At 58.8% G+C, this 23,992-nt stretch carries 31 protein-coding genes; 24 read left to right on the forward strand and 7 right to left on the reverse strand.

Annotated features, from left to right (window positions below; all coding sequences use genetic code 11):
* The first annotated feature begins 662 nt into the window (after positions 1–662).
* The 3 genes from BJ928_RS19340 to BJ928_RS19350 all read left to right on the forward strand — a co-directional run bounded on the left by BJ928_RS19340 (position 663) and on the right by BJ928_RS19350 (position 4,108).
* Positions 663–893 (forward strand): hypothetical protein, encoded by a 231-nt coding sequence (locus tag BJ928_RS19340; RefSeq protein WP_047632021.1) that lies wholly within the window; start codon positions 663–665, stop codon positions 891–893.
* A gap of 98 nt (positions 894–991) precedes the next feature.
* Complete coding sequence (locus BJ928_RS19345; RefSeq protein WP_047632020.1) at positions 992–2,752, forward strand: ABC transporter permease subunit; 1,761 nt, start codon at positions 992–994, stop codon at positions 2,750–2,752.
* Positions 2,753–2,776: 24 nt separating this feature from the next.
* Positions 2,777–4,108 carry a nitrate/sulfonate/bicarbonate ABC transporter ATP-binding protein gene (locus tag BJ928_RS19350; RefSeq protein WP_047632019.1) on the forward strand — a complete coding sequence of 444 codons (1,332 nt, stop codon included), beginning with the start codon at positions 2,777–2,779 and terminating at the stop codon, positions 4,106–4,108.
* A gap of 97 nt (positions 4,109–4,205) precedes the next feature.
* On the opposite strand, the gene BJ928_RS38555 is transcribed toward BJ928_RS19350, so the two are convergent.
* On the reverse strand, positions 4,206–4,715 hold the full coding sequence (locus tag BJ928_RS38555; protein WP_147413920.1) for a hypothetical protein: 510 nt from the start codon (positions 4,713–4,715) through the stop codon (positions 4,206–4,208).
* Between the two features lie 142 nt (positions 4,716–4,857).
* Here BJ928_RS38555 and BJ928_RS19360 point away from each other — a divergent pair, with 142 nt between their 5' ends.
* Complete coding sequence (locus tag BJ928_RS19360; protein ID WP_047632017.1) at positions 4,858–5,922, forward strand: ATP-binding protein; 1,065 nt, start codon at positions 4,858–4,860, stop codon at positions 5,920–5,922.
* 3 nt (positions 5,923–5,925) lie between these two features.
* Complete coding sequence (locus tag BJ928_RS19365; RefSeq protein WP_047632016.1) at positions 5,926–6,576, forward strand: response regulator transcription factor; 651 nt, start codon at positions 5,926–5,928, stop codon at positions 6,574–6,576.
* 67 nt (positions 6,577–6,643) lie between these two features.
* On the opposite strand, the gene BJ928_RS19370 is transcribed toward BJ928_RS19365, so the two are convergent.
* From BJ928_RS19370 to BJ928_RS19380, 3 genes are all read right to left on the reverse strand, one after another.
* Positions 6,644–7,090, reverse strand: a complete 447-nt coding sequence (locus BJ928_RS19370) for a DUF4440 domain-containing protein (protein WP_245432424.1) — start codon at positions 7,088–7,090, stop codon at positions 6,644–6,646.
* Positions 7,087–7,473, reverse strand: coding sequence for a hypothetical protein (locus BJ928_RS19375; RefSeq protein WP_245432425.1), 387 nt, complete (start codon positions 7,471–7,473; stop codon positions 7,087–7,089). The genes BJ928_RS19370 and BJ928_RS19375 overlap by 4 nt, the downstream gene beginning before the upstream one ends.
* 327 nt (positions 7,474–7,800) lie before the next feature.
* On the reverse strand, positions 7,801–8,589 hold the full coding sequence (locus tag BJ928_RS19380) for a LexA family transcriptional regulator (protein WP_047632013.1): 789 nt from the start codon (positions 8,587–8,589) through the stop codon (positions 7,801–7,803).
* 159 nt (positions 8,590–8,748) lie between these two features.
* Here BJ928_RS19380 and BJ928_RS19385 point away from each other — a divergent pair, with 159 nt between their 5' ends.
* From BJ928_RS19385 to BJ928_RS19405, 4 genes are all read left to right on the forward strand, one after another.
* The gene (locus tag BJ928_RS19385) at positions 8,749–8,943 is read left to right on the forward strand and encodes a hypothetical protein (RefSeq protein WP_063769463.1); all 195 of its coding nucleotides are present in this window, start codon (positions 8,749–8,751) and stop codon (positions 8,941–8,943) included.
* Between the two features lie 300 nt (positions 8,944–9,243).
* Positions 9,244–9,519, forward strand: a complete 276-nt coding sequence (locus tag BJ928_RS19395) for a hypothetical protein (RefSeq protein WP_047632011.1) — start codon at positions 9,244–9,246, stop codon at positions 9,517–9,519.
* Between the two features lie 56 nt (positions 9,520–9,575).
* Positions 9,576–9,992 (forward strand): hypothetical protein, encoded by a 417-nt coding sequence (locus BJ928_RS19400; protein ID WP_047632010.1) that lies wholly within the window; start codon positions 9,576–9,578, stop codon positions 9,990–9,992.
* The gene (locus BJ928_RS19405; protein WP_047632009.1) at positions 9,967–10,632 is read left to right on the forward strand and encodes a DUF6362 family protein; all 666 of its coding nucleotides are present in this window, start codon (positions 9,967–9,969) and stop codon (positions 10,630–10,632) included. Before BJ928_RS19400 ends, BJ928_RS19405 begins: the two co-directional genes overlap by 26 nt.
* A 174-nt stretch (positions 10,633–10,806) precedes the next feature.
* On the opposite strand, the gene BJ928_RS19410 is transcribed toward BJ928_RS19405, so the two are convergent.
* Positions 10,807–11,487: a 50S ribosomal protein L11 methyltransferase gene (locus BJ928_RS19410; protein ID WP_052227741.1), complete on the reverse strand. Its 681-nt coding sequence runs from the start codon at positions 11,485–11,487 to the stop codon at positions 10,807–10,809.
* A gap of 288 nt (positions 11,488–11,775) precedes the next feature.
* Between BJ928_RS19410 and BJ928_RS19415 the strand changes: the two genes are divergently transcribed.
* The 15 genes from BJ928_RS19415 (at position 11,776) to BJ928_RS19485 (ending at position 22,391) form a co-directional block, all read left to right on the forward strand.
* The gene (locus BJ928_RS19415) at positions 11,776–12,123 is read left to right on the forward strand and encodes a hypothetical protein (protein ID WP_047632007.1); all 348 of its coding nucleotides are present in this window, start codon (positions 11,776–11,778) and stop codon (positions 12,121–12,123) included.
* A 112-nt stretch (positions 12,124–12,235) separates the two neighbouring features.
* On the forward strand, positions 12,236–13,381 hold the full coding sequence (locus BJ928_RS19420) for a right-handed parallel beta-helix repeat-containing protein (protein ID WP_047632006.1): 1,146 nt from the start codon (positions 12,236–12,238) through the stop codon (positions 13,379–13,381).
* 84 nt (positions 13,382–13,465) lie between these two features.
* The gene (gene terL / locus BJ928_RS19425) at positions 13,466–14,995 is read left to right on the forward strand and encodes a phage terminase large subunit (RefSeq protein ID WP_245432429.1); all 1,530 of its coding nucleotides are present in this window, start codon (positions 13,466–13,468) and stop codon (positions 14,993–14,995) included.
* Between the two features lie 47 nt (positions 14,996–15,042).
* Complete coding sequence (locus BJ928_RS19430; protein WP_047632005.1) at positions 15,043–16,383, forward strand: phage portal protein; 1,341 nt, start codon at positions 15,043–15,045, stop codon at positions 16,381–16,383.
* 84 nt (positions 16,384–16,467) lie between these two features.
* Positions 16,468–17,583, forward strand: coding sequence for a DUF2213 domain-containing protein (locus BJ928_RS19435; RefSeq protein ID WP_047632004.1), 1,116 nt, complete (start codon positions 16,468–16,470; stop codon positions 17,581–17,583).
* A gap of 27 nt (positions 17,584–17,610) precedes the next feature.
* Positions 17,611–18,081, forward strand: coding sequence for a DUF2190 family protein (locus BJ928_RS19440; RefSeq protein WP_047632003.1), 471 nt, complete (start codon positions 17,611–17,613; stop codon positions 18,079–18,081).
* 3 nt (positions 18,082–18,084) lie between these two features.
* Positions 18,085–19,056: a DUF2184 domain-containing protein gene (locus BJ928_RS19445; RefSeq protein WP_047632002.1), complete on the forward strand. Its 972-nt coding sequence runs from the start codon at positions 18,085–18,087 to the stop codon at positions 19,054–19,056.
* A 73-nt stretch (positions 19,057–19,129) separates the two neighbouring features.
* Positions 19,130–19,627: a DnaT-like ssDNA-binding protein gene (locus BJ928_RS19450; protein WP_047632001.1), complete on the forward strand. Its 498-nt coding sequence runs from the start codon at positions 19,130–19,132 to the stop codon at positions 19,625–19,627.
* Complete coding sequence (locus tag BJ928_RS19455; RefSeq protein WP_047632000.1) at positions 19,627–19,983, forward strand: hypothetical protein; 357 nt, start codon at positions 19,627–19,629, stop codon at positions 19,981–19,983. Before BJ928_RS19450 ends, BJ928_RS19455 begins: the two co-directional genes overlap by 1 nt.
* On the forward strand, positions 19,980–20,207 hold the full coding sequence (locus BJ928_RS19460) for a hypothetical protein (protein ID WP_047631999.1): 228 nt from the start codon (positions 19,980–19,982) through the stop codon (positions 20,205–20,207). The genes BJ928_RS19455 and BJ928_RS19460 overlap by 4 nt, the downstream gene beginning before the upstream one ends.
* A 21-nt stretch (positions 20,208–20,228) precedes the next feature.
* Positions 20,229–20,621 carry a hypothetical protein gene (locus BJ928_RS19465; protein ID WP_047631998.1) on the forward strand — a complete coding sequence of 131 codons (393 nt, stop codon included), beginning with the start codon at positions 20,229–20,231 and terminating at the stop codon, positions 20,619–20,621.
* A 35-nt stretch (positions 20,622–20,656) separates the two neighbouring features.
* Positions 20,657–21,088, forward strand: coding sequence for a phage tail terminator-like protein (locus tag BJ928_RS19470; RefSeq protein ID WP_047631997.1), 432 nt, complete (start codon positions 20,657–20,659; stop codon positions 21,086–21,088).
* Between the two features lie 3 nt (positions 21,089–21,091).
* Positions 21,092–21,577 (forward strand): hypothetical protein, encoded by a 486-nt coding sequence (locus tag BJ928_RS19475; RefSeq protein ID WP_047631996.1) that lies wholly within the window; start codon positions 21,092–21,094, stop codon positions 21,575–21,577.
* An 83-nt stretch (positions 21,578–21,660) separates the two neighbouring features.
* Positions 21,661–22,062, forward strand: coding sequence for a hypothetical protein (locus BJ928_RS19480; protein ID WP_047631995.1), 402 nt, complete (start codon positions 21,661–21,663; stop codon positions 22,060–22,062).
* A 23-nt stretch (positions 22,063–22,085) separates the two neighbouring features.
* The gene (locus BJ928_RS19485; RefSeq protein ID WP_047631994.1) at positions 22,086–22,391 is read left to right on the forward strand and encodes a hypothetical protein; all 306 of its coding nucleotides are present in this window, start codon (positions 22,086–22,088) and stop codon (positions 22,389–22,391) included.
* Between the two features lie 27 nt (positions 22,392–22,418).
* Here BJ928_RS19485 and BJ928_RS19490 read toward each other — a convergent pair whose 3' ends face one another.
* Positions 22,419–22,961 (reverse strand): hypothetical protein, encoded by a 543-nt coding sequence (locus tag BJ928_RS19490; protein WP_147413921.1) that lies wholly within the window; start codon positions 22,959–22,961, stop codon positions 22,419–22,421.
* Positions 22,962–23,258: 297 nt separating this feature from the next.
* On the reverse strand, positions 23,259–23,933 hold the full coding sequence (locus tag BJ928_RS19495) for a transposase (protein ID WP_047631992.1): 675 nt from the start codon (positions 23,931–23,933) through the stop codon (positions 23,259–23,261).
* Positions 23,934–23,992 lie beyond the last annotated feature (59 nt).

Genomic DNA, 23,992 nt, shown 5'->3' on the forward strand with positions numbered 1-23,992 from the left:
GCCTAGATAAACGCCAAAATGATAGTGGAATCGGTTATATATTTTTGATGCAAGGCATGAATATTTGCAACTAAACTATTTTCTTGCGTCTATTTTGAAAGTTATTGTTGCGCAAAAGCTTAGTTTTTCGGCTGCATTTCCGCCGCGGATGGACGATGCGGTGTGACGTATGGGTTCATCACGGAGACGCTTCGGCCGGGTGAAATGTTATCTTTCCCGATACAATTTTGCTGATTGGTGAACTGCTTGCTACCGGTGGCCCGATCATGCGAATGCGCCACGAGCAGCGCCCGGATGGTAGCGGCTAACTAACAGTAAACGCTGGGCTTTTACTGTCCGCCACCCGGTCGCCAGACAGGGGGAGTGCGCGGCCTATACTTTGGTATAATGGCAATGCACCATCGCTTGATTGACCGCCCTCGCTGGTTGTGACAATACCGCCCTGTCTTCGCAGCATGATGCGAAGGCTGACGAAACCAATAGATCAAGAATCCAATGGACAGCTACCCTAGTCGCTGTCCGGCTATGGCTTTGTGCCGTATCCGGACGGTCATCACAACAACCTGGACCGCTGCCGGCATTCGCCGGGCGAGCGTCGGTCGGGCCTAGCCTGTCCGGCTTGCCCTTCGGATCTGCCGTCAGGTGGGCCGAGGAGGTGAGCCATGAACAACATCGTTCTTTTCCGCGCACATCGTTTCGCGACAAAAATTTCCACCCCGTACGCTTTCGCCGCTTCGGCCGGAATCCGTCCGGCAGAACGCTCGGCAACATTGCAGCGTCCGCGTCTGATCGCCGTCTGGCACACCAATTCCCATACCGGGAAGCTGGAGTGCTTCTGGACGACCGAAGACGAACCCGTCCTCGACGAGGATGGCAGTCGCCGGGCTGCCTAAGCGCGCCCTTCAAACAAGTGTGCCGGCGGCGTTGCGAATGCAGCGCCGCATGGCCGCGCCAAAGTTGATGGCCTTCTATTTTTTTAAAGGGTTACTAAATGGTTTTCCTAGCTAACGATCGACGCGAGCGTAGTGCCGTTGCCGCGTTGGCCGGCGCACGTATCCTGCCGAATGGCTACGATCTCGCCGCATTTGCATTCATTGCTGCTGTTGCCTATCTCACACTTCACGGCGTTGCAGAGATGCGCTCGCCGCTGGCTGGCCTGTCCACGACACCGCTAGCACTCGACCCGGCCTATCTCCCGGAATATGCGCTGCGGACGACTTTGCGCATGATGGCGGCTATCGTCGCCTCGCTCATTTTCACCTTCGTCGTCGCAACGCTTGCCGCAAAGAGCCGCCGCGCCGAAAAGATCATCATTCCGGCTCTCGACATCTTGCAATCGGTGCCGGTGCTCGGCTTTCTCACGTTCACCGTCACTTTTTTCATGGGGCTTTTCCCCGGAAGCCAGCTTGGTGCCGAATGCGCGTCGATCTTTGCGATCTTCACCAGCCAGGCATGGAACATGGCTTTTTCCTTCTATCAGTCGCTGCGGACGGTGCCGCGCGATCTCGATGAGGTCAGCCGTGGTTTCCGCCTGTCGACCTGGCAGCGCTTCTGGCGGCTGGAGGCTCCCTTTGCCGCGCCCGGCCTTGTCTGGAACACGATGATGTCGATGTCCGGGGGCTGGTTCTTCGTGGTTGCGTCCGAGGCGATCACGGTCGGCAATACCACCGTGCAGCTTCCCGGGCTCGGCTCGTGGCTGGCGGTTGCCATCGACAAACAGGATTTTGCCGCCGTCAGCTGGGCAGTGCTTGCCATGGCGATCGTCATCCTCCTTTACGACCAGTTGCTCTTCCGGCCGATCGTCGCCTGGGCGGACAAGTTTCGATTCGAGCAGACAGCCGGGCAGCAGAAGCCACGTTCCTGGGTCTATTCGCTGATCCGCCGCACGCGCCTCCTGAAATATGTCACCGCGCCGTTCGGCGCCGTGTGGGGTCGCCTGATGCTGGTACGGCTGTTGCCGATGTCGACAAGCGCCGCACCGAAGGGCGGCGGTCAGCGCGCCGTCAGCCGGATGATAGATTTTGCCTGGTATGCCCTGATTGCCGTCGTCGGCGCCTGGAGTGTCTGGGATGCTGTTTCCTATCTCAGCCAAACGCTCTCATGGAGCGATGTCGGCATTGCTTTCGCGGGCGGGTTTGTAACGCTCATTCGCGTCGCCGTTCTCATTGCGGTCGCCAGCGTCATCTGGGTTCCGATCGGCGTGTGGATCGGTCTTCGGCCGGCCGTTGCGGAGCGGGTACAGCCCCTGGCTCAATTCCTGGCAGCCTTTCCGGCAAACGTTCTGTTTCCCGTCGCGGTGGTCGCGATCGTTGCAACAGGCGCCAGCCCGGACATCTGGCTGTCGCCGCTGATGGTACTCGGCACGCAATGGTACATCCTGTTCAACGTGATTGCCGGAGCGAGCGCATTTCCCACCGATCTGCGCGAGGCATCCTCGGTCTACCGGCTGCGCTCGTGGACCTGGTGGCGGCGTGCGATCCTGCCGGGGATATTTCCCTATTACATCACCGGAGCGCTGACGGCGTCCGGCGGCTCCTGGAACGCCAGCATCGTTGCCGAGCTGGCGAGCTGGGGCAACACGAAGCTCGAAGCCTTCGGGCTCGGCTCGTACATCGCGAAGGCCACGGAAGCCGGCGATTTTCCGCGGGTCATCCTCGGTATCGTCGTGATGTCGGTCTTTGTCACTCTCTTCAACAGAACGCTCTGGCGGCCGCTCTACGTCTTCGCTGAACGCCGCATGCGTCTCGACTAATTTCATCAGATCGGAGAACCGAACATGGAAAACGCTGTCATCTCCAAGAAAGCTGAAATCGCAAGGAGCTCGCCCCTGGTTCTCGCCAAGCAGGTGTGCCAGACCTATGACAAAGGGGCCTCTGGCTCGCTGGTCGTGCTTGAGAATGTTGACCTCCAGCTTTATCCCAATGAAATCGTTGGCTTGCTAGGCCGCTCCGGCTCCGGCAAGTCCACGCTGCTGCGCGCGATTGCAGGCCTCATCCGCCCAAGCAAGGGCGACATCACTTTCGAGGGGCGTCCGGTTCTTGGCCCCAATTCCGACGTTGCCGTGGTTTTTCAGAGCTTTGCGCTCTTTCCCTGGCTGACGGTGCTGCAAAACGTCGAGCTTGGTCTCGAGGCTCAGGGCGTCGCTCCGGCCGAGCGGCGCAAGCGGGCGCTCGCAGCCATCGACCTCATCGGTCTCGACGGTTTTGAAAGTGCCTATCCGAAGGAGTTGTCTGGCGGTATGCGCCAGCGCGTTGGCCTTGCCCGCGCGCTCGTCGTCCGGCCGAAAGTTCTGCTGATGGATGAACCCTTTTCGGCGCTCGACGTGCTGACGGCGGAGACGCTGCGTACCGATCTGCTCGATCTGTGGTGCGAAGGCCGGATGCCGATCGAGTCGGTGCTCATGGTGACGCACAACATCGAGGAAGCGGTATTGATGTGCGACCGCATTCTGATCTTCGGATCGAATCCCGGCCGCGTGATTGCCGAGATCCATGTGGATTTGCCGCAGCCGCGCAATCGACTCGATCCGGCATTCCGCATGCTGGTCGAGGACATCTATGCCCGCATGACGGTGAAAACCGGAGCGCCCACGCGCGAGGGGCTGTTCCCCGGCACGGGTATCGCCATGGCGCTGCCGCGCGTGTCGACCAACCCGATGTCGGGTCTCATCGAGACGGTCGCCGCCGAACCCTATCGCGGACAGGCCGATCTCCCGCCGCTCGCCACCCACCTGCATCTCGATATCGACGATCTGTTTCCGGTTGCCGAAACATTGCAACTGTTGCGTTTCGCCGATCTCGAGGGGGGCGACATCAAGCTGACGGCGCCCGGCCTTCGTTTTTCCGACAGCGATGTCGACGAGCGGAAGAGGCTCTTCGAGCAGCATCTGGCGATTTACGTGCCGCTGGCGGCGCATATCCGGCGCGTCCTTGACGAACGGCCGACCCATCGCGCGCCCGCGCGGCGCTTCCGCGATGAGCTGGAGGACTACATGTCGGAGGACAATGCCGACATCACGCTCAAGGCCGTTACGAACTGGGCCCGCTATGCGGAATACTTCGCCTATGACGAAAATGCCGATCTGTTCACGCTGGAGAACCCGAGTTGAAGCCAAGGGGTGAAACGGACGTGAAATGGTTGCCGCCGACGGAGGCGGCGACCGGCCCTATTGCATCGCTGAATTTGATAGGCCGCCAAGGCAGGACTTAGCGCATGAGATCCGGCAGATCGTAATTTTGGCGGTCTGGGCTCGCGCGGCCTGTCTGGCTGCGGGACGGATGGATATGCCTAGAGACAACGAAGAGCTCGGTCGCTTCCTGGAAGTTCTTAATAGGAACAAGCTGGGCGGGCCACGCAAGAGAAAGCACCGCCAATCCCCGCCTCAAGGAAGCTTCGCTGCGCGCATGGCGAGGCTGAGGGATTTTATCAGCCTGATGCATATGCTTGTGCTTCTCTGGTGCGCACATTGGCTGATGAGATTGGCTACGGGTCTGTTCTTCAACGGATTTCTGTCCCCGAACCGGACGCGGGCGTTGCTTCGCTGGGCAGCTGGCCTCAACAAAGCGAGCCTTGCCGTTCTCCGACGTCGTCAGCGCCGTCGCCTTTTCAGTCGCTATGCCGGAAATGACAACAATGACCATCGCGTTTGATCGGGCCGCTTTCGATACGAGCGCTGCACGGTTGTCCGGCGCCACTTGCCATTGCCAGGCACGCACATGTCCAAGCTCTCATCATGCAAGGGGAATGCTGTATGAAAGCCATGTGGAAGGGCGCGGCAGTTGTCTTGACGCTTCGGGTCAGGCAGTTTGCAGCTCCTGCTCGCAATGTGGCGGGAACACTGACGCTGGGATGCAAGGGATGAGGCGCGAATTTCTGAAATACCTTTTTGAAATGCCCTTACTTTGGCTTGGCATCGCGGTTTTGGCCGGGCTCATTTTCATTGGCGACACGATCACGGAACTGGAGATTGCCTTTGCCGTTCTCTACGTCGCGGTGATCCTGCTGGCGGTGTATTCTGGTAGAACCGGGGCGATCGCGATGGTTGGGATTGCCTGTGCCGCCCTGACGGTCATCAGCTATTTCCTGACGCGCTATGGCGCTTCACAGGCGGGCTTGATCAACAGTATCCTTAGCCTGGTGGCGATCGGTGCGACCACTTATCTCGCAATTAGGATCGAAATGCTTGATGCCAAGGCGCGACAGGCGCAATCGGAGCTCGCACGCATGTCTCGTCTCATGATCGTTGGCGAGTTAGGTACGTCCATAGCGCATGAGGTCAGCCAACCGATCACCGCTATTGCCGCCAATGGCAATGCCGCGCTGCGATGGCTGTCTGCAACGCCGGCCGACAATGACGAAGCGCGTCGTGCTATCGAGAGAATCGTCGCAGATGCCGGGCGGGCAGGCGACATCATCGGCCGTGTCCGAGGTCTCGTCGCGCGCTCCTCGCCGTCTCGCGATACGATCGATCTGGTCGAAGCGATCAATGACGTGCTGGAACTCATCCGCGGCGAGATTCGCAGAAATCAAATACTCTTCCGCGCGGAATTGGCGAGTGACCTGCCATTGGTGGCCGGCGATCGCGTTCAGCTTCAGCAGGTGATCCTCAATCTCGTCATGAATGCGATCGAAGCCCTTGTTGATGTCGATGCGGACGCCCGCGAACTGCTCGTCAGCGCTGCGGCGGACGAACGGAAAGTGACCGTCAGTGTGCGCGATACCGGTAGCGGTATGCCGGCCGAGATGCGCGACAGGATATTCGAAGCCTTCTATACCACCAAGCCGAAAGGCATGGGCATGGGACTCGCCATCACTCGATCCATCATCGAAGCGCATGGCGGGACCGTTTATGCGGCGCCGAATTTTCCTCACGGGGCAGTCTTCGGTTTCACCTTGCCGCTTGGCGGAAAGGCAAAGGGGTAGGATATGCAGGGGCAGCACTTGACCGTTTATGTCATTGACGACGACCCATCCGTGCGCGACGGACTGGACAGCCTCCTGCGGTCCGTTGGCTACGAAACGCGCGGCTTTGCATCCCCGCGGGATTTTCTCACCTATCCGCGATCGGAAGGGCCGGCCTGCATCGTGCTCGACGTCAGAATGCCGGATGCGAGCGGTCTTGATTTTCAGGATGAGCTTGCGCGGATGGGGTATGCGATCCCGATCATTTTTCTCACCGGGCACGGTGACGTGCCGATGTCAGTCAGGGCAATGAAAGCCGGGGCAGTGGAGTTTCTTCTAAAGCCGTTCCGGGAACAGGACTTGCTCGACGCTATCAGGCAGGCTCTCGAAATCGATCGCGCCCGGCTGCGCAAGCAGGCCGCCGAAGTTGATCTCCATGAACGGTTCTCCACGCTTACGCCTCGCGAACGCGAGGTGATGGCGCTCGTCGCGCGAGGCCTTTTGAACAAGCAGATTGCCGGCGAGATCGGCCTCAGCGAAATTACCGTCAAGGTTCATCGGGGGCAGGCGATGCGCAAGATGCGGGCTGACTCCGTCGCCGATCTTATCCGGATGGCGGATAGTTTGGGATTGACCGACGGCAAGGCCAATGATGCGGTGTTGGGGCCGCGCTAATCTTTGCGTTGTCTGTCCGATCCAATAGATCTCGCAACTGCGCCGCCACGGTGCAACCCTTCAGGTCTTAGCCTTGAGGAGCGGTGAGCGTTCCCTGATGAAAGATCATCTGCCATCGCCCGTCGATCCGCTGCCAGATCGAGCTCCGCAGAGTGTGTCGCTCTGGGCCGTTTTCTCCGGCCTGCCGAGTGCTTCGGTAGGTCAAGAGGACGGCGTCCGCAGAAATCGGCCGAAAGGCATAGTCGCGCGAAATGACCGGAGAGGGGGCTTTCTCTGTCTTTTCCGCGGCCAGACGGGCGATCAGGTCGTCTCTGTCGTCATAGACGGTTCCGGAGCTGCCGAACTCGACGAAGTCTTGCGCCAGCAGTTCCGCCACGATCGCCGGCGACTGCCTGAATTCAGGGAGATGCAGCTTCTGCTCCAGTCGGCGGATCTCTTCAAGCTCGTGGTGAGGAATCTCCATAATTTCGGTGACCTCCTTTCGTTGGTAATGTTCGTGCGTCGCGGACCTCAATGTGCAGCGAGCATCTCCAGGTTTCTTTCCTGCGCGGTCTTGCGGTTTTGATCGTAGTCGGTCTCTCGGGATTGTTCCAATTCAATAGCGAAAAGTTCGGCGGCGTGACGACCCGCCTGCGTCCCATCGTCTTCGATGACGGCGGCTATTCGCCGAAACAGCTCCGACTCGAAGCCGCCTGAATTATTCAAGGCGTTCGGCCGCGCTAGCCGAGCCCCCCCATCCAATCTGATTGCGGATACGTAGAACTCGTCTTCGTAGTCGGCTCCAGCTGATGTCAACTCGGCGCGTCCGTATAATAGCAAGCCAGTTTCCCAACGATCGCACAGGCGGATACTGAGTTCGTCGAACGAATATTCGCAGGAGAATTTCGAGGTATGCATCGTCATTTCCTCATGCCGGTGATCAGCGATAGCCGGGTAGGGCCTGCTTTCTTCGGGATATCTGTCAGCGTGCTCATGAACACTTTCGATTTCTCCGGCATGAACGACACTCTCCCTTCAATGACCTTGCAATCTTCCATTCGATATGCCCGGCCTGTCTGGTTTCGCTGACTTCGGACAGGATCTGAATATCTGTCCGGGCTCATTCCATTCAGGGCCAACGGCTCTCATTGGTGAGATTGTCATCCAACATAATATATGTCAACATAATTTATGTTTATGCGCGCTCTCAGAACATCAAAGGTGTTTTGAGGCCTGCATGGCTCTTTATTTGCGGGCAATGTGGCCGCAGATTCGGCCGATAATGGTCAATCGATCCAATTCGACGGTAAAGGTTTCCAGTGCCGGATTGTCGGAGATGATCTTGACTTGGCCCGGTTGTGTAAAGGGAACCCGCTGTAGGCGTTTGATCTGCGGCTCCGTATAGCCGTCGCTGATGGCGTAGACGGTATCGGTGGTCATCTGATTCTGGGAGAGGTCAACGATGACGCGATCGCCCGGCATATAGGTCGGCTGCATGGAATCGCCGACCACTTCCATGATGATCGTGTGGTTCGGCGATGCCTTTGCCTCGTTTCGAAGGTAGCCGGTGGGAATCAGCCATTCCGCGACGATCTTATGCCCGGCGACATTGCCGGAGCCGACAGGAAGATTGATGACTTCGCCAACGATGCCGCTGCCGGCGCCGAGTTTGACGTCCACCTCCGGCGTTGCGCCTTCAATCTGCGGTTTCCAGTGCTCGCGGCTGTAGCTGAGTTCGTCGCCACTCTCGGCAAATCCGTCCTGGTCTTGCTCGTCGGGGTCGAATGACATGACGATGTTCGGGGTCGGGCGGGGTGTTTTGCGCAGGCCCTCACCTGTCAGCAGATAGGCCGCCGTCGTGCCGAATTTCTTGGCATAGCGATTGGCGACATCGGCGCTGAATTCGTTCTGACCGTTTTCGTGCGCGCGATAGGTGGACAAGCTCACCCCCAGCGCTTCGGCCGCCTTTGTGGCTGATGGATAATTTGCGGCTTCGCGTGCCGCTCTCAGTCGTTCGCCCATGGATTTCTGCATCTCTCGACCCTTGCAAAATTTCCGACATAAATCATGTTGACATAATCATTATTATCAACATAATTCATGTCTATCAAGATGCCGGTGGCGCGATCCGTAATTTGATGGATGGGCAGGCTATCGCTGCACACGACGGGTAATGTTTTTAGGGGTGAAGATATGATCACAAGCAGCAGAAGCAGGAGGGCAGCTTTTCAGGCTGGGTATTTCGATCGCTTCTGGGGATGTCCCGGTTGTTTTCGAACCTTATCGATCGCCGAAATTATCGAGCTGCATTGTGAGGATTGTGATGCAGCCATCGAGCCGATGGAGATGGTTGAAGGGAAATGCGCCATGCAGGAGATGCTGCCATGAGCGAGATGTTTCAGGGCTTTTTCGCTTGCATCGGTGCAGCGTTATTTTTCGGTACCGTCGTGACCGCATTAAAAGCGGTCGTTTGGAGATCACCATGGCCATCTCACGAGGATGACGATTCCGGTGCTCCCGAGGGAGATCAACTTCACTTCCGCATTGTCGACGATCCGCGCTCGAGCCGAGAGACGCCGGCCCGGCCAAGGATTCCTCGCAGACTATAGCGAACGCTGAAACGCTAAAGAGCCAACAAACAGAAACCCTACAGATAGACCTGGCCCAGGCCGGCCGGGGGAGGTTGTCATGAACGAATTTCAAATCGGAACAGAAGCTGTTGCCGGCGGCCATCTCGGCTGGATTCGCAAGGTTCACCGGGCGACAAACGAGATCCTTCGGGATAATCGGGGCGAGCCGATTGTCTTTGCAACGCAGGATGCGGCAAAGGCTGCAGCCGGCGAGGCGATGGTTGCCTATCTCAATACGCCGATGCTGCGCGATGGGGCGCGGGTGGAAGCAATTTCCAAGGCGGAAGCCTTCTTCAAGCTCAAATCAGCCAATGCTGCTGGTGCCGCCGTGTGATCCGTCTGTCAGATGGAGAGGACATCAAACTCTCCGAAGAAAGGAGTTGAACCGCCATGAGCAAGGGCAGGCTAGACCTTCTTCTTGATGGGCTCGGGATCAAACTGGTTCCGGTCCATCGCCGCCGTGCGCCCGCTGAGAGCCATGCGCGCGGCACCATGCAGGAAATCCGAGGTCGCTACGGCGATGGCCATCTCGTCTTCGTTCTGCGTTGCATCCGGCAGACTGGGAGTAATCGCGATGAGCTTTGGTCTGACACGATCGGCGCGGTGTCCGATGTTCTGGCACAGCGCCAGGATTGGGCGCTGCAGCGCCCAGGCGACCTGCTGAGTGCCTTCGACGAGATCGTGCTCGCCACATTGCGCACGGATGCCGTGGCGCGACGGCCTTGGCCCGTTCGGGCGACATTGCGAACGTTAATCTATCGCGAATTGGAGAAACGACTTGATGCACCCGTCAGCCTTGCAGTTTGACGAACTGTCCCGTCGTGCGGCCGAAATCGCCGATTTGAGCCTGATCATTCGTGCCCGCTTCGTTGAGGCTGCGGACACCATGGTTCATCTCGATGTACGCGGCGTGCGTCCCGACAGGATGAGGACGCTATGGCCCGAGGTTCTGCCAGAGCCGACGGATCACGCCGATATCCGCATTCGATATCGCCCAAGTGCTGCGGCAATTAGCCGGGCAGAGGAAGTCCTGCAGGAATGGCTGCGTGTTCGTGTCCAGGATGAGGAGCGGCGCATTCTGCTTTCACGCTGGTCCCTTTGTCTTGCGGCGCCCTATATCGCCGGCTCTTTCCGAGATTTCTGCGCCCAAACGGCGCGCGTACGGCGCACAGCGGAACGACGCATTCAGAGCGAGTTCCAGAATCTTGCCAGGGCGCTTTTCGCCGTTTCGCCGATGCTGCAGGAGCCGGATTGGTCGCGCATATCGCCGATGATGCCGAATGCGCCCGGCGGCTTCGATCGGACAAAATCCCCGGCGCCCAAGCATGAAACACATTGGCTGCCGGATGACGCACGGCCCGTTTTCGATGCGGCAAGCCCCGAACTTGCCGAACTGGCCAAACAGCTGGAGCGCGGGAACCGCAGACGTGCCAAGATGAGAGCCTAGAGCATTTCCGTTCTAAGCGGAGTCATGGAAATGCTCTATCTCTTTGTTGTCTAGCAATTCCGGACGCAAAACCGCTTCGCACTTTTGCTGGAATTGCTCTCGCCTCAGCGACAATTGCGGTCCGAACCCGCATTGCCGATAAAGGTCATTGATATCTCCAGTCGGTGACTTTCTTTATTCGAATGCAAAGACGCCAGCGGACTGGGTCCTGGCGGCATCCTCGCCGAAGTCCGAGACCGCGTATTCTGCGAGAAGCCGAAGCCGCGATTTCGGCAAATAGGTCCGCCAAGGATCGCCGATCAAAATCGCAACTCCGTGCGCCAGGCAACGATCCAGGAATGCTATCACGCTTTCCGCAAGTGCCGCTTCATAGAACAGATCCCCTACACATATAAGGTCAACGTCCGGCGGCTCGCCCTTCGTCAAATCGGCGGGCATCGCCTCGATCATGACATTATTGAGCCTCGCGTTGAGCTCGGTGGCTAAGATTGCATAGGGATCGATGTCGGTGGCACAGACCTTTGTCGCGCCTGCCTTTGCGGCTGCAATCCCCACAATTCCCGAGCCGGCGCCGAGATCAAGCACTTGACGGCCGGCCACGCTTTCCGGCCTGTCGAGAAGATAACGGGCCAGCACCAATCCCCCGCTCCAATAATGTGCCCAGTAGGGCGAGCCGAATTCCGGATCTCGTTGGGCGAGGCGCCGCAACCCACTCTGCGGGCCTGCCCTATGCAGGTAAATGTCAGGAATGCCGGGAACGGGCAGGGCCGGGAGATTCCCGGCGATAAACCGCTGAACCCAATCTCGGTCTGCGGGATCATCTGAACCACGATGCTGTCGTGCCGGGATTCTCATCAGGCGGTCCTTGCGCATTTTGAGTATTGTCGTGAATTGACGCGTATGTCGCTTAAGTCGTCGGACTGAAGAGTGCGACATTTATCTTTGATTTCAAGCTGTTATTTGTAATGTTCGCCACAGTGTTCGTTCCTTGCTCGGTGCGTGCCCTTCAAGGGTGTCGCCAAGTGCGCCGAAATGAGGTATCTATTTTGGCATGATGAGAACAGTCGCAACGACGCGCTGTCGACCACAAGCATTGTTTTGAACCGCTTGTTTCCTTTCAAAATTCCATCGGAAATCTGAAGCATGACCAATGCCGATAAGCCGGTTGCGCCGCGCAAAACGCGTGCGCGCCGTCGCAAGGCCGTTTCCGCCGACGACACGCCGCTTGATTACATGTTGAAAGTGATGCGTGACGACGAAGCGGATCAGAAACGGCGCGATGAAATGGCGAAAATCGCGGCCTCCTATGTTCATCAAAAGCCAAGCGAACGCTCCGGCGCCGGGGCCAAGGGAGGTCGCGGCGTCACTATAGACCTGACCAACGCTACGGACGAGCAGCTTGCGATATTGGAATCTCTCTTCGGGCCGCTTGTCGGATCTGGTGACGATGATGGTGGTGATCCAGGAGGAGCAGGCGAGGCGGAGAACTGAGCACGAGCCAGTTTTCAGGTAAATCGCAAACTAGCTTATCAAAACAGTCTGATCAGACTCTGCGAACCGATTGCTATGCATTTGGTTTTCTCAACAGCTTTGGAGGAAGATAATGACAACCTTATCCAATCAAGCATTTGATCTCAGCGCGGCGGCCACTGCGCAAAATATCGCCGCTCAGACGGCCATAAATGTACGCGACTACGGCGCAACGGGCGATGGAATTACTGATGATACTGCGGCCTTGAATACCGCTCTAGAAGCAGCATTCCAGCTTGGCAAAACGCTTTACGTGCCTAAGGGTGTCTATCGATTGTCGGAGGTTCCGAATACCGGTCGATGCTTGCTCAACAAAGGCGTCTCCATGTTTGGGGATGCGGCTCTTGAAAGTATTTTTGCGCCCGTAGCCGCTATGACCAGTAGCGTTGACATGATGCATTTCTATCCTGTCGCGGGCGTAGATTTCTGCTTCATTGAACGGACCGCTTGGTGGCCGGGATATCCGAATTTCGACACGAATGTTCGCGGGAGGAGGCCGATTCACTTTGTCTGGGATGGATCTCCAGCGGTCAGCTCTTCCAAACTGATATTGCAGCAGAACTATTTCATGCCCTCGAATGATTTGTCTTTCGAGATGGAGTGCAATCCTACGATCATCGTCCAGGGTAGCCCATCAAACAGCTTGATCTGCGACAATCATTTTTGGGGCGGGATCAAGCTTTCGAATTGCGGCGACAGCAACGTCATTACACGCAATGTCATTCGAGCGCCCATTTCCCAGAAAGCTGGTATCGCCATCTTCACGATCGCGGCAAGCGATGGTGTCGCCGGCCATAACGTTATCCGCGACAACAACATTGATTCAACTTACGGGCCAGCGATTTATCTCTTCAACGGGCGAGAGTACATTATCGACGGAAATAATATAGAACATCGTATGGGAGGCGGGTCCGCGTCTTCTGCAGTAGTTGATGTCGACGGGACTTCAGGCACCGTTCTTGGTTGTCGAATTACCAATAATAGAGTTGCCATCTTCGGAGCGTCGACAGCTCAGACGGCAATTCGCCTCAACGCTTGCGCTTACAATTACGTCGCCGAGAATACGCTGGACACGAATGTCGCCCGAGCGCAGGCGCTTTTGCTAACATCGAATGCGTCGCACGCTCGCTTGGGAAGAATGGTATTTAACGGCCCGTGGTCTCAGCAGATTAACAATGCTGGTATCGATAGTCTGAAGATCAACTATGTGAACCTTTAACTCGTGGCGGTCGAGCGTCGGTTATCGTTAAGGTGACCGGCATGATCGCGTTCTCAGCTAGTTGACCAAACTCAAGCAAGGCTGATGCAATCAAATCTCCTTCATGTTCGCTTGCCAGGCGCGGCGGCGATGATGGCGGCGATCCAGGAGGAGAAGGCGAAGCGGAGAGCTGAGCGCGAATGGGTCGATGTTGCCGCCCGGATTGCCTTGGATGCGGAGCGACTTCGAGCCAATTGCCGATCGCTGACCGGCTTCGTCCGTGAAGCCTGGCATGTCGTCGAGCCCTCCGCCGACTATGTGCATGGTTGGCATATCGATGCCATCTGCCAGCATCTTGAAGCGGTGACTGCGGGTGAGATTACCCGGCTGCTGATCAATGTGCCGCCGGGTACGATGAAATCCCTGCTTTGCGGCGTCTTCTGGCCGGCATGGGAATGGGGGCCGATGGGCAGGCCGCAGATGCGCTATCTCGGTGCTTCCTATTCGGAACACTACGCCAAGCGCGACAACAGGCGCATGCGCGACCTTGTTGCCTCCGAATGGTATCAGGCGCTTTGGGGCGATCAGGTCAAGCTGACAAGGACCGGCGAGATGGCGTTCGCCAATACCCGCACGGGCTCGCGCCAGGGCGTGCCGTTCTCTAGGTTGACCGGCGGTCGCGGCGATCGTGTCATCATCGACGATCCGCATTCGGTCGATGGGGCGGAATCAGAAGCCGAGCGGCTGTCGACGGTTCGCACCTTTCGTGAATCCGTTCCGACACGGCTTAACGATCCCCAGCGCTCCGCGATCGTCGTCGTGATGCAGCGGCTGCACGAGGCGGATGTCTCCGGCATCATCCTGGCGCTCGGGCTCGGCTATGAGCACTTGATGCTGCCGATGGAATTCGAGCCGGAACGCCGTTGTCGGACTTCGATCGGATTTATCGATCCGAGGATGGAGGATGGCGAATTGCTCTTCCCTGAACGTTTCCCTCGCGCGGTCGTCGAGCGAGACAAGATCCCGCTTGGCTCCTACGCTGTAGCCGGTCAGTTCCAGCAGCGGCCGGCTCCGCGTTCCGGCGGCCTGTTTCAGCGCGGAGATTTCGAAATCGTCGAGGCAATGCCCTCAGGCGCAAAGCGCTGCCGCGCCTGGGATTTCGCCGCTTCGAAAGCACGTCCCGGTCGCAAGCCGGATTGGACGGTGGGTCTGCGCATGGCTTTGGTCGGTGGTGTCTTCTATGTCGAAGCCATCGCGCGGGGTCGCTGGTCGCCCGCCGAGGTGGAGCGCAATCTTAAGAACGCCGCATCTCAGGACGGCCCGACGGTGACGATTCGGATGCCGCAGGACCCGGGGGCGGCCGGCAAGGCCGATGCCGAGACCAAGATCAAACTGCTTGCGGGCTTTCCGGTGAAAGCCATATCTCCGACCGGTGATAAGGCGACCCGCGCCAAGCCGGCATCAGCACAGGCGGAGGCTGGGAACGTCAAGCTTTTGCGTGGTGACTGGAACGAGGCATTTCTCGACGAGATCTGCGCCTTTCCGAATGGGCAGTTCGACGATCAGGTCGATGCCTTCGCCGATGCGCTGAACGAGCTCGCATTGAGCTCTTCCTTCAGCTTCAGCAATTTCTAGGGCCGCTGACGCGAGCCTCTTCATCATATGACATCAAAGGATAATCCATGGGGCAGGTATTCTCGATGGTTCGCGACGGATTGGTGAGCCTTGCATCCCGCATGGGCACCGACCGCGACAAGGCGGCCTCTGTTTTCTATACCCAGCCGATCCTGACGGACGAGCAGATCATCGCCGCCTATCGCGGCTCCTGGCTGCCGCGCAAGATCGTCGATATTCCGGCGCTGGATAGCTGCCGGAAATGGCGAAACTGGCAGGCTGCGAGCGATCAGATCGGCTTGATCGACGCCGAAGAGCGCCGGCTCAATCTGCGCGGCAAGGTTCTCGAAGCATCGACCAAGGCACGCCTCTTCGGTGGCGCGGCCTTGTTCATCGGCGCCGAAGATACCGATCCGGCGTCGCCGCTCGAGGCGGATCGGATCGGGAAGGGTGGTATCAAGCACCTGACCGTGCTGACACGCCGTCAATTGGTTGCCGGCGACGTCGACAGCGATCCGACCTCGGAATGGTACGGCAAGCCGAAATTCTACACGCTGACCGGCGCCAATGGCATGCAGGTGACTATTCATCCATCTCAGCTTGTCATCTTCAAGGGCGCCATGACGCCGAATGAAGAGTTCGGCGGGCCGGGCAATCATGCATGGGGCGAAAGCGTGCTGGCCGCGACCTTCGATGCGATCAAGAACGCCGACAGCACGGCGGCTAATATCGCCAGCCTCGTTTTCGAGGCCAAGATCGACATCATCAAGGTCCCGCAATTCTCCGCCAATATCGGCAATCAGGCCTATGAAGATGCCGTGCTGCGTCGCTATGCGCTCGCCAATACAATCAAGGGGGTCAACGGCACGCTGATCCTCGATGCCGAGGAGGAGTACGACAGCAAGAGCGCACCGCTCTCCGGCCTCACGGATATTCTGATGGCCTTTCTGCAGATCGTCGCCGGCGCGGCCGACATTCCGGTCACCCGGTTGCTCGGTCAATCGCCAGCCGGAATGAACGCGACGGGTACGGCCGATATGAAGAACTATCACGACCGTATCCAGGCCATCCAGGAACTCGACTATACGCCGGCAATGTCCAGGCTTGACGAATGCCTCATCCGCTCCGCCACAGGCGCTCGCGACCCCGCAATATACGCGACCTGGGCGCCGCTGGAGCAGATGAGCGAAGCGGAACGGGCCGATATCTTCAAGACGAAGGCGGAAGCGGCGCGAGCCCTGTTCGGCTCCGCTTCGGGAGAGGAGATCATTCCGCGTCAAGCGCTCTCCGAGGCTCTGCTGAATGCTTTTGTCGAGGATGGATCGCTGCCGGGATTGGAGGCGGCTGTAAAGACATCCGGCCGACCGGATGAGGTCGAGCAATCCGAAACAGGCACCGACGCGGCTTAACGATCCGTCGCCGACCGATACGCTTCGTTACGGCGAACGGCTTTCATCCGAACCAGATTGGCTTCGGCCAGGAGAAATTCCAACATGAACTTCACAGACACTGTCACCGTCGCGGGAACGCGGCGGACGGGAGACGGCTATCTCGTGGCCGATGCCCGCATCGCCCGCACAGGCATTCAAAATTATGCCGGTGCCGAGATCGGCCGGCCAGAAATGCCGACCGTGCGGATCTATCGGCCCGGCGGCGAGGTCTTTTCCGAGGACACGCTGAAGAGTGCCGCGCACCGTCCGGTGACAAATGAACACCCACCCGAAATGGTCACCTCGGAAAACTGGAAGAAATACGCCGTCGGTCAGACCGGTGACGAGATCGCCGGTGAAGGCATATTTCTCCGTGTACCGCTGATGGTCAGTGACGAAGACGCCATTCAGGACATCGAAAGCGGCAAGCAGGAACTGTCAGCCGGCTATGTCTGCGATGTCGATTTCACGGCAGGCGTTACGCCATCAGGCGAAGCCTACGACGCTATCCAGCGAAACATTCGCATCAACCATATTGCCATTGTGCGCCGTGGCCGGGCGGGCTCGAAAGTCCGCATCGGCGATGCAGCCGCACCGTGGGGCTGCTCTCCTCTCGCAGCCCCACGCCCCTTTTCCGATGACAAGCAAAACAAGGAAGGAATGATGCCCACGAAGACGATCATGATCGACGGCATCGAGATCGAAGTCTCCGATCAGGCCGCAGAAATCATCACGACATTGCGGCAGCGCCTTGTCGACGCAGAGGCCGGCCATCAGAAGGCTATCGCGATCCGGGATGCGGAACTCGATACGCTGAAATCAGCTCTTCTCGACGAGGCGGAAATCGAACGTCGAGCCCAGGCGCGCGCCGATCTGATCGGTCTTGCCAAGGCAATTGCCGATAACGTCCAGACATCCGGTCTTTCGGACGCTGCGATCCGCAAGGCTGTCGTGATCGCCAAGGCGGGCGAGGGCGCAGTCGAGGGCCGAGCGGACGCCTATATCGACGCTCGCTTCGACATGCTGGCCGAAGGGCTGCGCAGGAAGCCGGATCTGTTTGCTGAAGCCATCAAGGACGGCATCAACCCGACGCAGTCGTCCGGATCCCCAGCCTTTGCCGCTTACGCCGCCATGGTGCGCGATCTCGAGAGCGCGCATCTGGCTGCCAATCCCTCTTAACCAGGTCAACGAAAAGGAGACGCTTCAATGGCGACTTATCAGACCACCTATGGAAACGCTCCTCGGAAGGGCCTGCACGGGCAGATCGCTTCTGAGGAAAAGGCCAACAAGATCAGCCGCACGGTTGAAACGGCTGCCGGCATCAAGTTCGGCCAGCCTGTTCAGCGCGGTCTTGCCGATCATGGTGTGGCGCCCTTTGCCGCCGGCGGCAAGTTTATCGGTATCGCCGTGCTGACGCCGAACGTGCTGCCCGATGTGGCGCCGGCCGGTGGCTATGCCCAGTTCGTCACCGGCGCATTCCTGACCTCCGGTCAGATGTATGTGCGGGCCGGCGGCGCAGTCTCGGATGGCGACGCCGTCTACTACAACCCGACGACCGACGCTTACGTCAATGCAGCCGGCACCGGCATCGTCGGCCCCATTCCCGATTGTTTCTTCGACACGAGCGGCAGCAACGGCGACATCGTCGAGATCTCGCTCAAGCACAGGAGCGCCTAATTTATGAACCAGTTCGTTCGACAGCAGTTTGCCGACGCCCAGGCCGCCTATTCCTTCGTCATTGCGCAAGGGCGCAATATCGAAACGCGCATCTACCAGCGCCGCTATCCGACCTTCAACTATGGCCTCCATGTTCCGGTCGTCACCGAAGGCAACGAATGGGCTTCCGGCACGACCTTCTTCACCGTCGACAGCGCCGGCGAGGCCAAGTTCCTCTCCGCTGCCGGCACGGACATGCCGTTCAACCAGTCGACCCGCGACAGCGCCAGCCATGACTTCGCAATGCTCGGCTCCGGCTGGGAGTGGAACCTCGAAGAGGTCAACCAGGCTGCGCTCTACAATCTCGATCTCAACGCTTCCAATGCCATTTTCGCCGCCGATAAGATCGAGCGCCTGCTCAATTCCGTCGCCATGACCGGCTCGACGGAAAAGGGTTGGACCGGTTTCGTCAACGATCCGAAGGTGTCGCGCGTCGATGTCGCTGCCGATGGCACAGGCGGCTCGACCCACTGGTCCGCCAAGACGGCCGATCAGATCCTGCGCGACGTCAACGATCTTATCGGCGGCGTGCGGCAGCGGACCGGCGAAGTCGAGTGGATCGACAGCCTGCGCCTGCCGCCGGAAGCCTTCCGACTGATCGCCACCAAGCGGCTTGCCGATGGCGACGGCTATATCACCGTGCTGGATTTCCTGCGACGCGGTAACGTCTACACGGCGGAGACCGGCCAGCCGCTCGATATCCAGCCGCTGCGCGAACTTGCGACGGCGTCGCAGGATGGCGGCGGCCGCATGGTCGTCTATCGCCGTGATCCGGAAGTGCTGCGCTTCCATCTGCCGATGCCGCGCCGCGTGCTGCAGCCGCGCCAGAAGTCGATCATGAGCTTCGAGACCGGCATCATCGCCCGCACGGGTGGCACCGAGGTACGCCTGCCGGCGGCCATGGCTTACGGCGACGAGATCACCGCTGCGGCCTGAGCCTGATCTCCCTCTCTCCGCGGATGCGGAGAGAGGGGTTCTTGTCTTCTCAACAATCGACATCGGAGCTTTCATGTCCGCTTCCTTTTACGGCACGCTTGCTGCCGCCGATGCCTATTTCGCCGATCGTGCCAATGCCGGATGGGCCGCGGCAAGCGATGGCGATCGCCTGGCGGCGCTAGTGCGCGGCTCGCAGGCTGTCGACAGCCTCTATGAGCCCAGATTCACTGGACGACGGACTGAAGGCTACGATCAGGTGTTATCCTGGCCGCGCAGCGAGGCAACGACGGTCAATGGCGAGCCGATTACAGAGAACACGTTGCCGCTTGCCGTGACTTACGCGGCTTATGAGGCGGCAGCGCTTGAGCTTTCCGAGCCCGGTAGCCTGACGCCCGTTATCGTCGCGGCTCGCACAGTGAAGCGCGAGAAGGTGGGGCCGCTCGAGACTGAATATGCCGTTGCCGATACGAGCGACGAGATGATCGCCTCCGCAAGGCCAATGCTGACTATGCTTGACGGGCTGCTCTATCCACTCCTGCGTCCGGTTTTGCCGGGCATTCTGGTGGTGTGATGGCGGCTTTCGATTATGACAGGGCGCGAGCGACCGCCGCGCGGCTGATCGCCAAATTCGGCCAGAAGGGCAGTCTGCGGCGTACTACGAATGCAGGGCCGGACTATGATCCGGTGCAGACGAGCGAGGACTTTGACTGTTCGCTCGTCGATCTCGATCAGAGCCAGGCGCATGTTGCTGACACGTTGATCCAGCGCGGCGATCGCATGGTCTATCTTTCGACCGAGGGGCTATCGATTACGCCGATGTTGTCCGACAGGTTGCTGATCGGCGGCGTCGAGCATGCGATCGTCGATATCCAGCCGCTGTCGCCGGGTGGGACTGTCGTGTTTTGGCAGTTGCAGGTGCGGCGATGACGGCGATTGTTCGTTTCAAGACGATCCTCACGCTTTGGCTGCTGTCGCGGGTCATCCTGCTGCTCAATCGGGTTTCACCATTGCCGGGGATTGAGAGGAGTGACGGGGCAAAGGCCGAATCCCGAACGGCCAGACCCGCAATTCGCGCTCGTTACGGCCATCTCACCCTTTTGAATTTCGAGCGGCGTGGCTCTTCCCCGGGCGACGCCGCCAATGACGCCTAACCATATCAAGGGGTACCCGACATGGCTTCCTCGAATTTCTCTACTGACATCGCCGCCTGGGCCGAGCGGACTAAGAAGCGCATGGAGGAGGTGGTGAACCTCTCCACGCAGCGGCTGGCCGCGACGATCGTCGAGGCGACGCCTGCGGTATCAGGCGAGCTTACTAATTCCTTTCGGGTTTCCGCCGCGCCTCTGCAAAGCGGGGATGCGGAGGGTGCAGATGAGGGCCAATCGGTCGATCTGGCCGGCCTCGGCGTGCCGTTGGGCGGTTTGATCCATATGGGCTTCACCGCCTCCCATGCCGCCGAAGTCGAATATGGCAGGGATGGTCAGGCGGGGCAGGGCATGGTGCGGCTCGCGGCACAGGCATGGCCTGACATTGTCGCGAGCGCTGCGCGCGACACGACGGACTGATCCCTCGAAATTTCAAACATTAGACAAGGTGACGCATGGCGACGGCGACGGACGCTCTCATTCTGGCTGCGCTGCTGGACCATCTGGCGACGCTCCAATTCCAGCCGCCATTGCCAGTGGCGCAGCCGGGCATTGCCTTTCCGCCGGCGGGGCAAGCTAAGCCGGATAACTATCTGGCTGTCAGCTACCTGCCCAACCGCCCCCGGCAGGTGACGCTTGGCGACGATCCGCAGCAGAAGCTCGGGCTTCTGCAGGTTTCCGTCTATTGGAAGGCCGGCGGCGGGCTGATCAAACCACTCGATGCCGCCGGCCAAGTCATCGACCATTTCAACAACAAGACGCTGTTCGCCTCTGGCGTGAAGATCACGATCAGTGGCGAGCCGTGGGCCGCAGGCCCGATCCAAGAGGATGACCGGGTGCAAATACCGGTCACCATTCCCTACACCGCCTTTGAACCGGAGACATGATCCATGACGAATAAAAGCACGAAGAAGGGCTCGAAAGTCTACGTATGCGAGACGCCCCAGAATACCGATCTGACGGCCACGGCCTATGCCGCGCTGACCTGGGTGCAGGTGGGTAAGGTCGGCAAGGTCGGCGATTTCGGCTCGGAATCCACGATCAACAACTACAATACGCTGGATGAGCCGGTGCAGCAGAAGCAGAAGGGCGTTTCCAACGCCGGCGATCCGGAACTCGAAGTCGCCTCCATCGCCGACGATCCCGGCCAGGACATTCTGCGCACCTTCGGCGATCCGCTTAACATCAACAACATGGCGATCAAGGTCGAGCGCAACGACGCGCCGCAGGGTAAGACCAACACGGTGTTCTATTCGCGCGGCGTCGTTTCCGGCCCGCTCTATCCCGGTGGCGGCTCCGACGATTTCGATCTGGAGAAGTTCAAGATCGGCCTCAACCAGCTGCCGATCCGCGTCGATCCCGTCACCACGCCGTAAGCGCGATCTTTCGGAACCTTGCGCGCGTCGCTCTCCTGCGGCGCGCGGCAACTCTCACATGTCCCAACCGATAAGGTGTTTCCTTGGATATCTCCAGTCTCGTCAATTCCGAAGATCTCTTCGAGCTGCAGCTCCTGCATCCGGCCACCGAGGAGCCGCTCGGCATCTCCTTCATGATCCGCTCGGCCGAGAGCAACGAGGTGAAGAAGATCGTTCGCCAGCATAGCGACCGCTTCCTCGCCAGCCGCAAGAAGAAGCTGACCACCAGCAAGGTCGAGGCCGAATATCTCGACAAGGCGGCCGCCGCCATCGCTTCCTGGAGCTGGGGCGAGCAGCAGTGGAAGGGCGAGCAGCCGCTGCTCTCCTTCGAGAAGGCCCGCGAAGTCGTCGAGGACGCCGGCTGGATCTATGACCAGGTGGCCGGCGCCTCGGAGGACCGCGCAAATTTTATGAAGAGCTTGCCGAAGGGCTTTCAGAAGCCGTAGGGATCGTTGCGCGCTATGATTGCGTGCGCGATACAAACGGCGAGACCCGGCGCGAACGCAACGAGGCCTTCGAGCTTTTAAGCCCGGAGGCCGAGGTGCCGGAGGCCGGCCATGCGCTCTGGGACTGGTTCTGGGACCTGCGTTCGGCGCAGGCTCCCGGCTTTTCCGGCCCGGTGCCGCTCTCCCACCAGGAAATGCTGGCCTGGCTGCACCTGACCGGCAACCTACTGCGCCGCGAGGACATCGCCGTGCTGAAGGCGATGGACGGACGCTATTGCCAGGCGGTGGAGGAGGAGACGGAGGCGATCAGGGTGCGGGAGGCGGGGTAGGTTTCAAGAAGCGACTTTTCAAATACGTCAGTCAAGAAACCGCCTAAGTGTGTCGCGAACCCACCCCACATAAGGGGCGATTGGTTTGGTGTAATCTAGTTTTTCCTGTTCAGTTAGGGGCGGGTCATTGCTAGTGTCTCGCAGTATTTGTGAAAATGTAGAGGTGTCCGTAGTGCGGGGAAGGACTTCGAACATTGCTAGTTTGGATGTGCTGCCATCGCGGGAGAGGTATTGGCAAACGACTGTTGTCGTCGTCACCTCTGCATTCTTGTTTAATACGCTGAAATTCAGGGTTGCGCTATAATATACCGGCTTCATCCTGCCTTTATCAAATTCCTTCAGATACACGTCCTTGAGATATGGGTTATTCTCGTATCGTTCCTCGACATCGGTCCGTGTAGCAGGTCTGTTGCTAAGAAAAAATCTGTTGCGCTCATAGGTAGATGGAGCCACGAGATATTTTTTAAGTTTCGCCTCGCAGGCTGTCAGGATTGGCGGATCAAAGATGCCAAAGCTGTAGATCAACAGCAAAGCGGCAAGCACTGCAACCACGCTAACAATCAGCTTCATCAAAACTCCCGCGAATAGCTTTGCGGCATTCTCTCGCATGAAATCAAAAGGTGGTTCGGTGACAGATGTTGCAACTTTGAATTACGGTGATAGTGCACTAATTTCTTTCAATAGGGGCCTTGGTTGGGCCCAGATAAGATGGGCATCGGTTGGCTAGATAGAACATACTTTCTTATTTGAGTGCACCGTCACCGTAATTGCGTAATTGCGGGCGCCACTGCTTATTACACATACAAAAGTTGCTAACACTATTCGACGCATTCTGCCCCCCATAGAATTACGGTGACAGTGCACCAATTATTCCCCGATGACGGCCTTGGCTTTGCGGCCGCGGCGAGCCGGCTTGAGGGTGGTGTTGGTGAGGTCTTCGAGTCGGTCGAAAAAGTCGGTATTGCCGATGGGGCGACCGATGCTTTCGGCGCGGCGAAGCGTGGCAAACGCCATCTCTTCTTCTGTGGCGGTGAGGAGGGCGGCGAAATCGGGAAAGCGAGTGCGAACCGGTGTTGTGGTCGTGACGCCGTCATCCTCAATCAGTCCAAGTTGTGCCGCGACACTCGACCATCGCCAATCGGCAGCCCGTTCGACAAGGCGAGCGCGCACCGGATTGAGGGCGACGTAGCGGAGCGCCGTCGCCAGATGTTCTTCATCCATGGCGACACAATCGAAGCGGCCCTGCCAGAAATGGCCGGTCCGGCGCAGCCTTGCATGGATATGGCCGGCATAGGTGCGATGAACGCGAGACAGTGCGCGGCGAATACCGTCGGCATCCGCCGGAATGAGGATGAGGTGAACATGGTTGGGCATCAACACCCAGCCCCAGACCTCTACGCCGGCGGCGCGACAATGATGAGCTAGGAGATCGCGATAGAGCGCATAGTCATCATCGCAAAAGAAGGTTTGCGCCCGCCCGTTGCCGCGTTGGGTAACGTGATGTGGGGTATCGTGGATGACGATGCGAGCGAGACGGGCCATTGGTTGCGTTGGTCAAATTTGAGAGCTTATTTGAGTGTACTGTCACCATAATTAAGGGC

The sequence above is a fragment of the Rhizobium sp. WW_1 genome (genome assembly GCF_003610155.1).
Taxonomy (GTDB): Bacteria; Pseudomonadota; Alphaproteobacteria; order Rhizobiales; family Rhizobiaceae; genus Rhizobium; species Rhizobium tropici_A.